General features: G+C 59.1%; 13 protein-coding genes and 1 pseudogene. 3 read left to right on the top strand and 11 right to left on the bottom strand.

Annotated features, from left to right (window positions below; all coding sequences use genetic code 11):
• Positions 1–263: 263 nt before the first annotated feature.
• On the bottom strand, positions 264–698 hold the full coding sequence (locus MOV76_RS11890) for a hypothetical protein (RefSeq protein WP_018246401.1): 435 nt from the start codon (positions 696–698) through the stop codon (positions 264–266).
• Positions 699–903: 205 nt separating this feature from the next.
• Here MOV76_RS11890 and MOV76_RS11885 point away from each other — a divergent pair, with 205 nt between their 5' ends.
• The gene (locus tag MOV76_RS11885; RefSeq protein WP_018246402.1) at positions 904–1,800 is read left to right on the top strand and encodes a GGDEF domain-containing protein; all 897 of its coding nucleotides are present in this window, start codon (positions 904–906) and stop codon (positions 1,798–1,800) included.
• Between the two features lie 134 nt (positions 1,801–1,934).
• Here MOV76_RS11885 and MOV76_RS11880 read toward each other — a convergent pair whose 3' ends face one another.
• From MOV76_RS11880 to MOV76_RS11840, 9 genes and pseudogenes are all read right to left on the bottom strand, one after another.
• Entirely contained in the window at positions 1,935–2,240 is a 306-nt protein-coding gene (locus tag MOV76_RS11880) for a hypothetical protein (RefSeq protein ID WP_018246403.1), read from the bottom strand.
• A 204-nt stretch (positions 2,241–2,444) separates the two neighbouring features.
• Positions 2,445–2,750: a DUF982 domain-containing protein gene (locus MOV76_RS11875; RefSeq protein WP_018246404.1), complete on the bottom strand. Its 306-nt coding sequence runs from the start codon at positions 2,748–2,750 to the stop codon at positions 2,445–2,447.
• Between the two features lie 85 nt (positions 2,751–2,835).
• Positions 2,836–3,039: a hypothetical protein gene (locus tag MOV76_RS11870; RefSeq protein WP_408987991.1), complete on the bottom strand. Its 204-nt coding sequence runs from the start codon at positions 3,037–3,039 to the stop codon at positions 2,836–2,838.
• Entirely contained in the window at positions 3,030–3,989 is a 960-nt protein-coding gene (locus tag MOV76_RS11865; RefSeq protein ID WP_247264579.1) for a ThiF family adenylyltransferase, read from the bottom strand. Before MOV76_RS11865 ends, MOV76_RS11870 begins: the two co-directional genes overlap by 10 nt.
• Complete coding sequence (locus tag MOV76_RS11860; RefSeq protein ID WP_309506172.1) at positions 3,989–5,572, bottom strand: aKG-HExxH-type peptide beta-hydroxylase; 1,584 nt, start codon at positions 5,570–5,572, stop codon at positions 3,989–3,991. The genes MOV76_RS11865 and MOV76_RS11860 overlap by 1 nt, the downstream gene beginning before the upstream one ends.
• A gap of 103 nt (positions 5,573–5,675) precedes the next feature.
• Complete coding sequence (locus MOV76_RS11855; protein WP_247264577.1) at positions 5,676–7,370, bottom strand: S8 family serine peptidase; 1,695 nt, start codon at positions 7,368–7,370, stop codon at positions 5,676–5,678.
• Positions 7,371–7,401: 31 nt separating this feature from the next.
• Complete coding sequence (locus tag MOV76_RS11850) at positions 7,402–8,430, bottom strand: phosphatase PAP2 family protein (RefSeq protein WP_168277785.1); 1,029 nt, start codon at positions 8,428–8,430, stop codon at positions 7,402–7,404.
• Between the two features lie 41 nt (positions 8,431–8,471).
• Positions 8,472–10,427, bottom strand: a complete 1,956-nt coding sequence (locus tag MOV76_RS11845) for an SARP family transcriptional regulator (protein WP_247264576.1) — start codon at positions 10,425–10,427, stop codon at positions 8,472–8,474.
• A 164-nt stretch (positions 10,428–10,591) separates the two neighbouring features.
• A pseudogene (locus tag MOV76_RS11840) lies at positions 10,592–10,717 on the bottom strand (ABC transporter ATP-binding protein); the annotation flags it as partial.
• 210 nt (positions 10,718–10,927) lie between these two features.
• On the opposite strand from MOV76_RS11840, the gene MOV76_RS11835 reads away from it, so the two are divergent.
• Entirely contained in the window at positions 10,928–12,703 is a 1,776-nt protein-coding gene (locus tag MOV76_RS11835) for an adenylate/guanylate cyclase domain-containing protein (protein WP_193443566.1), read from the top strand.
• A gap of 493 nt (positions 12,704–13,196) precedes the next feature.
• Positions 13,197–14,219, top strand: coding sequence for a class I SAM-dependent methyltransferase (locus MOV76_RS11830; protein ID WP_131704664.1), 1,023 nt, complete (start codon positions 13,197–13,199; stop codon positions 14,217–14,219).
• A 143-nt stretch (positions 14,220–14,362) separates the two neighbouring features.
• Here MOV76_RS11830 and MOV76_RS11825 read toward each other — a convergent pair.
• Positions 14,363–14,633, bottom strand: a 271-nt coding sequence (locus tag MOV76_RS11825; protein ID WP_247264575.1) for a hypothetical protein, incomplete at its 5' end; no start/stop codon positions are given.

Genomic DNA, 14,633 nt, shown 5'->3' with positions numbered 1-14,633 from the left:
CGCTGACATAGTGGGTGCTGCTGGTGAACGCCTTGACCCAAATCCCTCGGGGGCGTGGTGGTCGGCCAGCGCAAAAGACCTGGACCCGCCAGTTGACCAGCAGGAACCAACTGCTTCAGAAATCTGCCCCTCAAAATGTCCGCGGCAGTCGACGCCGAGGAGCCACGACCCGACCGATCTGGCCTCGGTCGTCGCGCGTGCCGCCCGCGACGGGGATCGATGCGTCCCCGACCAGCACGTCAGATGGTGACCTTTCGCCTCAATCAGGCAAACAACGCACGAAGCTGAGCGAAAAACCCACTTGGTTTGGAGCCTGACATCTTCCGCAAACGGCGAGCGACGACTGCCGCGCTGACGCGTTCACCGAAATGGCAGAAGCAGACAAGATCATGCAATTGTTCATCGCCGAGGTCGAAGAACCGTTTGGCTTCTCCATAGCTGTCATTTTCCATTCCTGCCGCCCGCAGAATGGGATCAGCGAATGCAACGGAGATCGGGGTGCCGTCATCCCTGAGAGCAAGCCGATCGGCCATCGGCTGATATTCGGTTTCGTGAAGCGTCTTAAGAAACGGTCTGGGGCTGCATTCGAGACTTTCGGCCCAGCGTTCAAGCCGTTCGCGCCGCGTCATTTCGAGGCGCTTGCAGGTCGTGCTGACCTTTGCAATGGTTTTCAACTGATCGAGTGCGTACTGTTCCATCTCGGCCTCCTATCTCCGGAAAAATAGATGGTCCGCCTCCCAAAAATAGCGTCGCTCAGGTCTCAGCAGATGTCCAATCACGATTGAAAACGGCATCTCGTTGACGCTTCCGTAATCACTAGAGGCGCCTTCTGCTTGCTGACGGGCTCTTTTCTCATAGGGTTCCTGCGCCATCTCATACCAAGGCAACCAGACAGGGTTCGGTATGGACGAGATATTCGAACAGCTTCTGCACCTTTCCGCACGCACCGAAACGCTGATTGCCGTCTACGATGGTCATGACCGGCTGCGATACGCCAACAGCGCCTTTCGTTCGGTTTATTTCATCGAGCCGGATGAAACTCCACTCTGGCCGGATCTCATGCGGCGCAATTTTGAGCTGCGGCGAGGCACGGTCATTCAAACGAGCAATTTCGACGAATGGCTACGGTCGACACAGTCGCGCCGTGGCAAGATCGGCTATCGAGCTTTCGAGACGGACCTGTGTGATGGCCGATGGTTTTGGATGACCGAGGCGGTCCAGAAGAACGGTTGGATGTTGTGCATTGCGAGCGACATCACCAGTTTGCGAGCGCATGGCAGAACTGTCAGGCAAGATCGCGATCAGGCGATCAAGGCGTCTTACACTGACGAACTCACCGGTGTCGCCAACCGCCGCTTTGTGATGGCCCGCGTCGACGACATGCTGGCAACCGCCCAGCACGGAGACAACGGATGTCTTGCCGTCTTCGACATCGACAATTTCAAACACATCAATGATCGGCTTGGTCACCATGCTGGGGATGTCGTCCTGCGCGATTTTGCTCATCGCATTCATCAGAATGTTCGCCGCAACGATTGTTTTGGGCGGGTCGGCGGAGAAGAGTTCCTTCTCGTGATGCCGGCAACCGGGCCGGAAGATGCCATTGCCATGGTCGAGTGCATGCTGACGGTGATCCGCTTCTCCCGGCCTCTGCCTGAATCACCCGACTTCAGCTACACCTGTTCTGCTGGCATCGCCACTTGTGTCCCGTCTGAGAGCGCGTCGGACCTTTATCGACGCGCTGATCAAGCACTCTATGCTGCCAAGTTAAGCGGCCGGGACAGGGTGCGCGCAGCGTAGGCGCCTTGGCTAAGGTTGAACCTCAATTTGGCGTGCCGTTCCAGAGCAGGGGCTTCGTGGCGCGCCGCAGTCGTGGCGGACGGCAATCTGGACCTCTCGCGGCGGCAGGAACCATTTTTATTCGGCCGGGTTTCTTAAATCCCTGACCCGTAGAGCTCCTGGTCATCGTCGCCTTCCCAAGGGGAGGGCATCGAGGTGCGATTGAGGTTGGCCGAGGGCATCGGCATCCAACACTTCAATTCCGGCTCGGCATATTCGATGATGTGCCCGGGCGAGGAATCAGAGGCGCGCCAGCCTTCTGCACCGAACTGATCGCCATTCGACCAATAGGCAAGGTCAACTTCTGCCGGTCCCTGTTCGGACTGGCGAATCGTGACGAGGATCCGGCTGCCGTCTCTCGGTGCACTTGCCATGTCGCGCCAGCGGTCTAGGTCGTCCATCGTTTCTCCTCCTGCCTCGCTGCAGGCTGCGAGTGTCGCCTCGCCATCGGAAACGGTCAATTGAAACTTTACTGAACCGATCGCCTGTCGGATCCAAAGAGCTTCTTCGGCTCGCTCCGCAGTAAGAGCTTCGTAGAGCCGACGGCGATAGCCGCAGCGGCTCGATGGGAGCGGGATTGGGCTGAGCGCGTGAGCGGCTGTCAATTATCTGACCTGGCTGACTGGATAGATCCTGAGAATACCAAGGCTGTTATCAGTCGTGATCGCAGCAACACCCGCTTCATATGCGGCGCGGACGATCGCCTCATGCAATTTCTCGGGGTCGGTATCTCCGGTAAGGACCTCCAAACAGGTTCTCACCGCCGTGAAGAATTCTTCACCATCGTCAATGGGCCATTCCTTCAGCAACAGCTGGGCAGCCTCGCGAGCGGTGCCGATCACCTTGCGATCTTTCCCTTCGTCAAAAACAAGAATTATCGTTGGGAAGTTTCTCGACATATCGAACCTCATTGTGCCTGAAAACTCCTCCTGGCGACCAGTACCAATGCCGGGCGATGGTATCGCACCGAGATTGGCCACACGTGCTCGTCAACCATCAGCTAGCCAGATTGGCTTTTAGCGCACGGGCCGCCGCCTCAAGGAGTCGCTTGAATTCTTCGATGGTCACGCCATCGGCGCGCATCACCATGGCGATCAGTGGATCGCAAAGAGCTTCGGATATCGTCAGCTCATCGTTCTTTCCGGTAGTTGCGCCAACGGAGCAACAATATCCCGACGAAAATAGCGTGCTCATGGACATACCTTGCATTCGGGGTGTTCGCAGAGAGAACGCAGCTCGGCCTGATTGCCTTTGAGGTCCAATATCCATCGGCGTCCCCGTGCGGCCGAGTGTCTCGAAAGGCATTTTTGGGCAATCCGCGACACGGCAAGGCCGGCGATAAATGCGTTCTCGGCGGCGGCCGGTGGAGCGAGAAAGCCGTGGTCGGTTGCGACCTGGGCGGTGCAATGGGAGACGGGACATGCGTCCTCATGCACTGCGACCGAGGGACCTGCCATGCCATGAGCCTGGGAGCGGCCGACATGCAGATAGGGCGGCAGGCCGGCTTTCGATGCGTGGCAGGCCGTCAGGAACTCCTGGGCCGGATGAGAATCGTCGCCGGCAAGAACGACGAACGGATTGTGGGCGTAATCTGCGATTAGTCGGAGCGCTGCGGCCCCTTCCGCAAATTCCGGCAGCGCGAAGGCATTGGCCGAGAAACACGCGGCCAGACAGGTCGCCAGCTTGTCCGTCTTCAGCCGGCCGAGATCAGCTTTGCTCGCCCATGGCACATGGTTCAAGTTGTTCTCGTCGATACGATCCGCATCCGCGAGAAAGAAATGGCGCGCGCCGTGGGCCGCAAGCTGGATGGCAATCTGCGAGCCCAAGCCGCCGCATCCGATAATGACGAAGTCGATTTCGCGAAAACCTGCGAAGTCGCGTTGCCGATGGCAAAGAGGCGTCAGGAAGGCGTCGTCGTGATCCATTGCGGCGGAGACATATTCGTCCTCATCCGGCACATTGGAACGCTCCAACGAGACGCCGAACGCAGGCCTGGTAACATTGGGGCTCCGTTCCTCGGCAAGATCGACACTATTGCCGGTGAACAGAGCCCCGCTGCCACCCCACCCCAGGCTGTGGGCGAAGGAGTTCGGGAAATCGACGGGCGCGCTAGCAGCCGCCGGTAGTCGTTGGGACCGATAATTGACCATCAGATCGCCTCCATCTCGCTGGGCGCAACTCCGCGGATCGTCGCGGCGTAGTGACCGTAATCCTCGCCCATCGCATGGTCGGGGGTCTTCGCAATCACGTGGAATTTGCCGTCGTACCAGAGGCTGACATTGTCGCCGCTGTCATCGATCTCCCGCCGGCCCATCCGAGGATCGATCGGCTCCTTGCCGCGCAGCAGCATCTGTCCGATATCCCAGGCTTGGCGATCGAGAACTCGCTGGCACTCGGCCAGATGCGCCTGCCGGTGCGCAATGGGTTCTTCGGCAAGCAACTGGCTCACGAGGAACAAGATCCGACTGCTCCAGGAAGGAATGGCGGCGATGTCTGGGAGGTCGAGGAGGACATCGCCGCCGAGACGTTCGATACCTTTCCGAGCGATGTCGATGAGCGGGACTTGCCGCGCGGCATAGGCAATTATGAATGCCGTCTTCCAGGCGCGGCGCTCAGGATCCGTCTCGGTGGATAGGCATGCCATGCGCAAGGCGCATTCCCAGGGAATGGTGTAGGCCGTATGCAGGATGCTCTCGAGCGTCTGTAGGTCCTTCTTGTATGGGGAAACATATTGGAACTCGCCAGGCAGGGATGCTGCCGCCGAGGTCGTATAAAACCCGAGCAGGATATTCCCCGCCTCATGAAGCAATTGGGCCGCTGTCGCGGCATGATCGCCGGCGCGCAATCTCTCTCTGGAAAGGACGATGAGCGCGCTGCCCGGCAATTCGTTCGAGCTCGAAAAGGAGCACTGCGGTTCGCGCCGCACGCCAACGTAAAGCGTGTGCAGGCCGGCGATCAGACGCTGATGGCCGTACTCGTCCAAGTCCGCGATTAATGCGAAGGCCTTCTCCAGATGGTCGGCGATGCGATCCAGTTCCGCGTCGTCGGTGATCGGGTAGCCGGGCCGGGGATAGTCCGGCATGCATTGGCGCAGGAGGGCTTGCATGATACGGCTTCGCGCCGGACTTTCGATGTGCACAAGGCCGATGCCGCAAGAGAGCCGGCACGCTGGCTGACGTTCGAGTTCAAGATCCGATGCGATCAGATCCGGCTGCAGATAGCGGCCGACGACCTGCACATCGGGGCGGGCTGCCTGCCATTCCAGACTGCGCGCAAGTGCACCCATCCAGGCTGCAAGTACGGATGAACGGTAAGGGTCGGCGCCGACCGGTCCGGCAACCGCTGGCGGAAGCTCCGGCAGGCGCGTGTATCCGCCATCTGCAAGGTCGGGGAAATAACCTGACAATGCCTCTACCCCAGCCGAACAACCGGCGAGCTTCGAAGCCGCCGCAAGCGTGCGGCCATATTGGAAGCGTCGCTTCAAAAGGTTGCGTGTTGCTACGCGCTGCAGGGAGACGGTAGTTGCCATCAGGGGATTGCGCTTGAGCAGGAGGCGCGCCTCATCTGCCAATTGTTGTATGCGGGACGCGGACATCGGCAGCCTCCGTGAGTTTGTCTTCGGGCAGATCAAGATTGCATCTCGGGCAAAAATGCCGGAGTTCGAGACGACGTCGTCCGTCATCGGAACGTTGTGCGTCGTCTGTTGAGAGGCACTATTCCCCAAGGGCGTCATTCGCCCGCCAGTTCCGCGTTAAAAATCCGTAAAAATGACGTAAACAAAGAAAAAGCCTCCTCGATCGAGGAGGCTTGGAATTCTGGATAACGCAGCCGCGGGGTCAGATCGCCAGAGCCGCCTGCACCGCTGCCCGCGCATTCGGCAGGCCCGACCCGAAGAAATAGGCCATCTCGACGGCGTCCTCGCTCTCGGCGTTCATACAATCCGCCGTCAATTTCCTCGTTCCGGGCGCGACAATGGTGTCCAGGCGGGACGCAGCTTTCAGAATGGATTTCACTTGAGGCCCCGAGAGGCGGTCACCGGCATTGTGGCGGCTTTTGTAAGCCCGCTGTATCAGCGCGCATAACCCGCCCACCTGCGCCGACGCGCCTGATGTGCCCCCGAAGGGAGTGTAGTATCCGCCTCCAATGCCCGGATTGGTTCCGAACGGCACGATGGCCGACCACGGATCGGAGCCCTGATTATAGCCGAAAATCCCCGACAGGTCCGTCGTCAGCAGCGAGAAGTGCGAATAGTAGTATTCCCGTGTTCGAAAAGCGCTGTAGTCGTGCTGCGCGGCAAATGGAGAAAGCCGGTCGAGGCGCAACTGATGCCTGTTGAAGACCTCCCCGTCGTCGGAGGGGGAGACTAACGTCAATCCTTCGCCGTAATTGCTGTAGCCCGAACGGAAACCTTCGACGGTAACGGCCCCAACTGCAATGACGCCGTTGTTGTCGGCGGCAAGACTTGCCGGATAGATCAGCTGGCTCTCGCCACTGTTTCCTGCGGCGCAGACGATCGGGATGTGCCGGCTGATGGCGAGGATGAGTTGCCTGAGGACATGCCACGGACGATCCGGATTGGAGCCTTTCTGCGCAGCCTTCGGCTCCAGTTCAGGTCCACCTTGATCAGCAAGGGCAATGCGCGCGAAGAGATTGGCGGCATCCTGGTTTTTCCATAATTCCAGGTCGGCCTTCAGCTCGTTCTTCGGATCGACGATGCTGCGTTTCGGGTCAGGCAGACCGCGCGGCAAGACGATCACATCTGCTTTCTGAAGATAGGCATAAAGGAAGGCCGCGATGAACTGCCTGACATCGTCTTCGAAGGACGTTCTGATCGAGATGAGCCTTGAGAAAGGATCAACGCCGAAATAGGGGATGACATTGCGATTGCCGCTGGTGCGCAGCTCTTCACTATCACCGTAGAAGGCTCCTTCCGGCGGAAGGCTTGGCGTACCTTCTTCCGCAACAACGGCGGGTTCGCCGACGATCAGCCCTGCACAGCAGGTACCATGCGACGCAAACAGCGATTCCGGATTGTAGAGCCGCCGGAGAACACCCTCCGACGTGGCATATTCGGCAACCAGGTCACTGAGATAGTCTCGGTCGTCGTTCGAAAGGCCGATATTGCCGAGCGGAGCGATGTCGAGCCCGGTAAAGAAGGCATGTCTTTCTTCGCGGTCAAACGACGTCGTCGTATCGAGTATTTCGAGCACGCGCGCGCCGTAACGATGGGTCGTCAAATCGATTGACGCCTCCCGGTCAAGCCGGGTTGCCAGATTGGGATGATCCGGAGATACGCCGACATCGATCAGCGCGACCCGCGCGGGTCGCAACGGGCCGGCGGAAGCGATGGCATCCCAGACCGTGCCGGTGATGAGGGGATCGGGGAGCGCGCGTACAGCGCTCGCATCGAGCGCTGGCGGAGCAGGCGGAGCCGATCCGTATTCCGCGTCGACCACGCCAAGGGCAGTCAGGTGCCAGAGATAATAATAGTTGATCGGTGCGGGCTCAGGCATTTGTGTTTGATCCGTCATGTTCATGATCCCTGTTGTGCAACTGGCGATTTCAGACCCATTCGTCGTGTACGGCCTGGAACAGCGGACCGAACGCGTCGTGGAGGTAGGGAGCGAAACGCCGGGCGAGATCTCGCCCTGCCTGCGTATCGCTCGGATAGTGCAGGCCGGCCCATTCGCGATTTTCGGCGACGTTCTGGGCGATGCGGGCAAGCTCGTCGGTGGCCGGATGTTCCGGCAGGATCGTCGAGAACGCAAAGGCGATCGAAAAGCACTGGAACGAATGGTTGCTGGGATAGGACTCGTGGACCGGCACGGCCAGCAACGGCCGCAGCATCGGCTCGAACTGGTTTGGCCGCAGCCGGTTGAACTGGCTCTTGTAGATCAGTCCGACATATTCGCAGGCCGTCAGGATCGCCTGGAAAAGGCCTTCCGTCTGCTCGAAACCCCCGAGATCCTCGATATGCAATGCGCGGGTGAATTCGCCCACGGAGATCGTCGACTCGATTTGGATGTCGGGCAGGCGTCGCACGCGTTCGCGGTCGCGGCGTTGCATAGAGAGCAGCACCGTCGTTTCGAGGCGGGTATAATCCGGGCCGGGCGGCGGAAGTATATCCAGCATTTCCCAGGTGAAGCGCCGCGCCGCGGTATAGGCGTTGCGTGACGGCTGCTGGTGAAGCCTGCGCAGCTCGAAGGAGGGAATAAGCTGCGACACGCCGAGGCTGCCGCCGTCCATCGTCGACTTGTTCTTGTTCTTATTCTTATTTTTGTTCTTGTTTTTGTTCAGCGACGCCTTGTTGAGCACCGACTTGTTTGCGACGCTCTTGTTGAGGACCGAGGCCACGGCCATCGTCGCCATCATAGGTCCGGGCAGGGGCGATCCATCGTCATCCGTGCCGAGGAAAAGCACAGCTTCGGGGGCTTCATCAGGTGCAGCCGGCGATGCACCGGCGAGAGGATCAGCACCTGCATTGTCACTGGGTTCGCATGGAAGGACCGTATCCGGCTCAATCCTGAATTTATAACTGTTTAGAAATGAAACAATTTTCGATTGCGATTCCTCAGTAGTATCCGCTTCCATTGGAGCCTCCTTGCGCGATGATGTGAAGATTTGTCCGGAGTTCAGCGCAGCTTGGCGCCGGCCTTGAGCAGGCCGTCGATCAAGATCTGGCCGCCGCCTGTGTCGAGCAGCGGATAGCCGCTGCCGCGGAAGGCGTTGATGGAGAAGCCGCCCTCGACCGCCTCAAGACGCTGCAGGTAATGCCGCGCGCCGCCGAGATTGTTGGAATGGGCGTGACTGGAGGCAAGATAGCGCAGCAGACTGTTGAAGTTCGGCCGGGCCCGCAGGGCTTCTTCGCCTGCAGCTATGGCTGCGGCATGATCGCCCGCAAGCGCTGCTGCAATGCATTTGGTCGTATCAAAATAATATTTATGCGGACTGTAGACGCCGAGCTCTTGTACCCAACGCGCCATGGCCACCGCCTTGTCGGGCTGGCCTGCATAGCAGTGCAGCATCGCGTAGAGGTCCCAACTGAGCGGCAGGGCCGGATTCAGGCGGATCGATTTTTCGAACAGGTTGGCCGCATAGTCGTATTCGCCGAACAGGAACGAATGGACGTGGCCGACGAGCGCGAGCGACACGGAATTCTGCGGGTCGAGTTCCAGCGCTTTGCGCGCATATGCCTGAGCTTCCTCGATCAGATGCGCGTCAAGCGCGTTGAAACGTTGGCCAACCTGGAAAGTCCGGATGAATGACAGCCAGGCAAAAGTCGATGACCGCGGCTGATACTGGATCTGTTCTTCCAGGCGCCGCTCTGCATTATCCAGATCGCTGCGCGACAGCCGAAAGATCGCATTGACGGCGTCGATCAGGAGGCCGTCTTGCGACAATCGACGGTCGTTTGCCTGGGTCTCCAGGAAATAGGCCAGTTGATCGACGGCCTGGCTGATCAGCGCAGCGGCGGTGCCGAACTCGCCCCGCTCGAACTGCGTGCGGTTGATTGCCTGACTGCTCAGCCAATGAATACGGTTGTTGATCAGGTGCTTCATCACCAGTTCGATCATCACCATGTCACCGTCAAAGGTGAGGCGAAGCTGTAGGCATATCGGAAGGCTGATCCGCTGTTCGCTCTCTTCAATATCCGGCAAAGCGAAGGAGAGGTCGCTGACGCCAATGGCCAGCCCATCGGTGATGGCTTTTGCAATGAGATTCTGGAACCGGGTCGCAGCAATTTGTCCGCCCTCTCCAACACCCACCACGATCGGGGACTGAAGGACCATGACCCATTGCCAGTCACCGTCTGCCGGCCGCCGATATGGGTTGCTGCCGGCGATTTCCACGGGTTTGCCTTGTCTTGGCACATCCGGGGCACCCGTCAGAGGTAGCAGGGCGGAATGTTTGGCGATATCGCGGCTCGGCTGCTGTCGCGGCTCGAAGACGTCGTGGACCTGTCCGACATTGAGCCGGCTATACCAGTTTTGCCGTTCAAGCGTTAACCAGTCCTCGAATTCCGGATCGCGGATGTCTATACCTTCGAGCAACTCGTCGGTGATTTGATCCGCGGACCGGTTTGTCCGAACCACCAGTTCGGTATCAAGCACCAGTCGGTCCATATCCAGCCAAACGGTATTCTTATCCGCAATCAAGAGATCACGTGCAGGCCCGAGAGTCTTATGAATGTCCAAAAGGGCCTGGCGCAGACTGGCTGCCGCCTGGTCGTCGGAGCGATCACTCCACAACTTGTCCCGAAGCCAGATTCTCGAGCGCGAGCCCCGGGCGGACAGTGCAAGCATCGCCAGAAGAGCCTGGGCTTTTTTGGATTTCGGAGTAACCGACCGCCCTTCAGCATCCACAAGGGCAAAAGGCCCGAGCAGGAACATCCGAAACGGATCGTGCCCCTTGTTCATGCGATCCACCGGCCCCGCCCCCGTTGCCTCCGATGCGCTCGTTTGGCAGGTCGAAGACCTGGCATCCAGAGACCAGTCTGCCATACCTGCGGCGCCTGGCAAGCAACCGGGAAGGGAAATCGGGATTCCGAAAGGAAGATCGATGCTTTTGCGATAATCAAACTGAAGCATAACCGGCTGAAATCCCTCTGCGTAACTTCGCAAACCGGTCGTAGCGCCCTACCGTCAAAGCAGCGTCAAAGAAGTGTTGCTTTAGGCGCCATAATTTCGCAGGCAGCCGCTAAAGGCTGCGAATTACGCAACGCAAATACCAGTCTCGATCTAGGTGAAAAGACCGACCATGTTAAATTGCGGGCCGTCTCGAAGAGATAACGATCGACCCGGATCAGCGGATTGAAGGTTTCGAAGGGGTTCTGTAGAACCGGCTGAACCTCTTTCATGAAAGCCTTGCGTTCGGATCTGAACACTTGACTTGCGCACGCGCACTACTCAAAGTCGAGTCAATCTCAACTAGTGATAAGCGACAGCCCGATGCGGCCGTCAAGCGTCTTCGTCAAGGCGGCGGCCGGAATTGTTGGCGCCATTCAGGTCTCGCGGTGGAATTTGACCTTTGTCAGATGTAAGGTTGAGGCAGTGCACTCAGTGCGGATAGACAGCCACCAGATGGAGCGGTGACCGCTGTGAATCGAAAGCTTGCAGCCATTCTCTCCACTGACGTCGTGGGCTTCAGCCGCCTTACGGCGCTTGATGAGGAGACCACCGTTCGTGAACTCACCCTTTGCCACGATCAGATAGCGGCACTGGTGCTCGAGCATGGCGGTCGTATCTTCGGCAGCGCGGGTGACGGCCTTGTCGCGGAGTTTCCAAGTGCGGTTCAGGCCGTCCGGTGCTCGGTCGAAATGCAGCGCAGCCTTCTCAGCCGCTCAAACGACTTTCCACAGGATCGCCGCCTGGAATTTCGCATCGGTATTAATCTTGGCGACGTGATCGTGTCTGGCGATGATCTTCTTGGCGACGGCGTGAACATCGCGGCGCGCCTGCAGGAGATGGCCGCTCCCTCAGGCATATGTATTTCCGGGTCGGTGCGGGAGCATCTCGACGGCAAGGTGCTGTTCACACTCACCAGCCTTGGAGAGCGCGTCCTGAAAAATATCCCCAAGCCAGTTTCTGTCTTTCGAGTGGATTGGCCCGAAGAGAACGGTGAAGGGAATGAGGCAGGGTCGGTGCGATCGTTTTCGGCCCGCTTTGGTAAGGACCAACCATCGATCGTGGTGATGCCCTTCGACAATCTCAGCGGCCAGAGCGATGAATATTTCGTGGACGGCGTCGTGGAGGAAATCACCGCCGCTCTCTCCCGAGTACGAAATTTCTTCGTGATCGCGCGCCAGTCAGCGTTCACGTACAAGGGTCGCTTCGTCGACGTGCGTAGTGTCGGCAGGGAACTTGGCGTGACCTACGTGGTCGAAGGTACCGTCCGACGGGGAGGGGACCGGTTGCGTATTTCGGTCCAACTTGTTGAAGCCGAGATGCGGACCCAGCTTTGGTCCGAGCGCTATGAGGGCGCGACCCAGGACATCTTCGAGTTCCAGGACAGGATCGCGGCGCAGGTCGCTGGCGCAGTCCATCCAGCCATTCGCAGCGCGGAAATCGAGCTCGCGATGCGCAAACCGCCCAGCAGTCTGCGCGCCTACGACCTCGTCATGCGGGCTTACCCGTACCTCTGGGGTCAGAATAAGGATGCTATCAAGCGGGCAATCCCGCTCCTTCAGGACGCAATCGAGATCGATCCTGCGTACGGCCGAGCCCATGCTTTCCTAGCCTGGTGCCACGCCCAGAACCTCGGCTACATCTGGACTGACGAACCAGAGAAGGACCTCGAATGCGCATTACGCGCCATCGAGGTTGCAGCGGCCTCGATTGACGATGATCCGACTGCCTTGACCGCTACCGGGGGAGCGTTGAGCCACTGCGGCGATCAGGAGGGGGCGTCGGCCTATCTCGAAAGAGCACTGGCGCTCGATCCAAACAATGCCTGGGGATGGGCGAGATATGGATGGGTCGCGAGCTACAGAGGCCAGCCTGATTGCGCGCGAGAGCGTTTCGAGCGGGCGATGACGCTTAGTCCGGCGGATCCACTCGCCTTCAATATGAGAATGGGCTTGGCCCTTTCCTTGGCCCTGGCAGGCAAACTTTCCGAGGCGATCTCCATTGCCCGGGAGGTAGTTAACAAACACCCGGAGGTGACGTGGCCATACCGGATGATGTCTGCCTGGTCGGCAATGAGTGGTGACGAGGACACAGCTCGATGGGCGGCGAAAAAGCTGCTGGCAGCCGAGCCGGGCTTTACGATCCAGCGCTATATGACACGGCCTGTGTTTCGAGCCTCACCGCAATGGGCAGATCAAATGGCCGAGGGCCTGCGGCAAGCGGGGTTGCCCGAACACTGACTGTGAGCGAGAGGGTTAGATTGACCCCTCATTGCTCGTCGATCTCGACCCCCGTATCCCTTCGATCGAACGAAGCTGTTGTCGCCGAGGGACTTGAACATCCCGGTGCACGGCCGCGCGCACATGAGCATCTTGCGGCGACTCAATCCAGCGATCGGCCTGACCTTGCTCGCGCCGCAGCTCGACGTTGCATCAAATCTGTTTTCTGGCTCCGCGACATCGTCTCGAGCATGCATCCGAGACGGACGGGTGCTGACAGCGATCGAGATGGGAAAAGCGTATCGTCCGGCAACTATGGGGAAACTGGTGCAGGCACGACAACGCAGCCATCTTGGTCGGCATGAACGGCGCGCCGGCCGCAGGACAGCTCGCCCATGAGGGCGTGGCACCCGATAAGGTTAGCGCGGTAAGTATTGTAGAATATGTGGATATACGCATAATTTCTGCGGCTGGCGCTGCCAGGCAAGATCGACCGAGGGCTCTGGGGGATCCCATGCAAACAATCGTCGAGGACGCCCATGCTGGCGTCGTGTCGCCCGAACTCGTGATCGATGCGCTGTTTGCATGCCGCAAGACGGCGGCGATCAGGGCGGCCATCGAGCTTGATCTCTTTACTCATATCGGCGAGGGCAAAACGGCAGCATTGCTGGCGTCGATAACAGGCGCCTCGGAGCGTGGGATACGCATCCTGTGCGATTACCTTGTGGTCCACGGTTTCCTGACCAAGGAGAGCGGACAGTACCGAGTGACGCCCTCGACCAAAATGTTCCTCGATCGCAATTCGCCAGCCTATATGGGCTCTGCCGTCGAGTTCGTCGCTGCACCCGAAATACTCGATAATTTTCTGCGCGATCCGGCTGCGGTCGTGCGAAACGGCGGTTCGGTTGGGCTTGCAAACATTTCTGCGGACAACCCCGTCTGGTTGAAGTTTGCACGCGGCATGGGCTCCTTTACGGGGCTCAGCGCCAAAATACTGGCCGACGAAATCTGCGGCTGGGCCAGGCACCCCAAGAAAGTTTTGGACATTGCTGCAGGTCCAGGCTTTTTCGGGATCGAAATTGCAAAGGGCCTTCCATCGGCGGAGATCGTCGCCGTCGACTGGACCGCCGTGTTGGAGCTTTCGAGGCAGAATGCGGTAAATGCCGGCGTGTCTGACCGGTACCAGACAATTGCCGGCAGTGCTTTCGATGTTGAATGGGGCACCGGTTATGATCTTGTCCTTCTTCCGAATTTTCTGCACCATTTCGATCTGCCGACGTGCGCCAAACTGTTACGAAAGATCGTCGCGAGCCTTGCAAAGGATGGTCGGATCGTCGCGGTGGATTTCGTACCGAACGAAAATGGCGTGTCGCCGCCTTTTCCTGCGTCGTTCTCTTGGGAGATGCTCGCCAGCACGCCGGCGGGTCAGGCTTATACGCAAAGTGAGCTGACTGAGATGGCAGGACTGGCCGGGCTTGCCGGCGTCACGGTGGCGGCGATGCCGCCAACTCCGGCAAGCCTCATTCTCTTTGAATAGCCCCATCGACCGTCGCCTGCGTCGCTCTGGTTCAGGTGTCTTCGATTGGGAAACCGCAACATCCTGATCTGATCCGCAAGCGCGAGGAACGCCCCAATCGTCCGATCGGACATCGATTCCACGCGTGTCGAGATGTTCTCGATTTACTCGCTCAGCCGATTGGTCCAATGGGGCGGGCGCCATCGGCGGCAATCGGAGCCATTATGCAATTGGATTCTGCCGATTTGCCGCCGGTTATTTCCTAGATAGCTGTTGACGCCAAACTCCTCATGTGAGGAAGACCAAACCGCCTCGCGCGACGACATCGCCCGGTCATTGGCGCGGCCGGCCAGCAAGCGATCTGCGCTGCGGTTCATCGGCGATGTGAGCGACGTGATGCCGACTCGCTGATCTGCCACTTCCGCCTCCGTCAAA

Origin of the sequence: Rhizobium sp. PRIMUS64, from assembly GCF_023006465.1 — a bacterium.
GTDB lineage: Bacteria > Pseudomonadota > Alphaproteobacteria > Rhizobiales > Rhizobiaceae > Rhizobium > Rhizobium leguminosarum.
Note: the sequence above shows the minus strand (reverse complement) of the source record. Positions and strands in the feature narration are given on the sequence as shown.

Bases quoted from the DNA above. Each gene is read 5' to 3' on its own strand.
- MOV76_RS11875 (WP_018246404.1), bottom strand. From the start codon at position 2,750: ATGAGGTTCGATATGTCGAGAAACTTCCCAACGATAATTCTTGTTTTT.
- MOV76_RS11890 (WP_018246401.1), bottom strand. From the start codon at position 698: ATGGAACAGTACGCACTCGATCAGTTGAAAACCATTGCAAAGGTCAGC.
- MOV76_RS11885 (WP_018246402.1), top strand. From the start codon at position 904: ATGGACGAGATATTCGAACAGCTTCTGCACCTTTCCGCACGCACCGAA.
- MOV76_RS11880 (WP_018246403.1), bottom strand. From the start codon at position 2,240: ATGGACGACCTAGACCGCTGGCGCGACATGGCAAGTGCACCGAGAGAC.
- MOV76_RS11865 (WP_247264579.1), bottom strand. From the start codon at position 3,989: ATGGTCAATTATCGGTCCCAACGACTACCGGCGGCTGCTAGCGCGCCC.
- MOV76_RS11870 (WP_408987991.1), bottom strand. From the start codon at position 3,039: ATGTCCATGAGCACGCTATTTTCGTCGGGATATTGTTGCTCCGTTGGC.
- MOV76_RS11850 (WP_168277785.1), bottom strand. From the start codon at position 8,430: ATGGAAGCGGATACTACTGAGGAATCGCAATCGAAAATTGTTTCATTT.
- MOV76_RS11860 (WP_309506172.1), bottom strand. From the start codon at position 5,572: ATGACGCCCTTGGGGAATAGTGCCTCTCAACAGACGACGCACAACGTT.
- MOV76_RS11855 (WP_247264577.1), bottom strand. From the start codon at position 7,370: ATGACGGATCAAACACAAATGCCTGAGCCCGCACCGATCAACTATTAT.
- MOV76_RS11845 (WP_247264576.1), bottom strand. From the start codon at position 10,427: ATGCTTCAGTTTGATTATCGCAAAAGCATCGATCTTCCTTTCGGAATC.
- MOV76_RS11830 (WP_131704664.1), top strand. From the start codon at position 13,197: ATGCAAACAATCGTCGAGGACGCCCATGCTGGCGTCGTGTCGCCCGAA.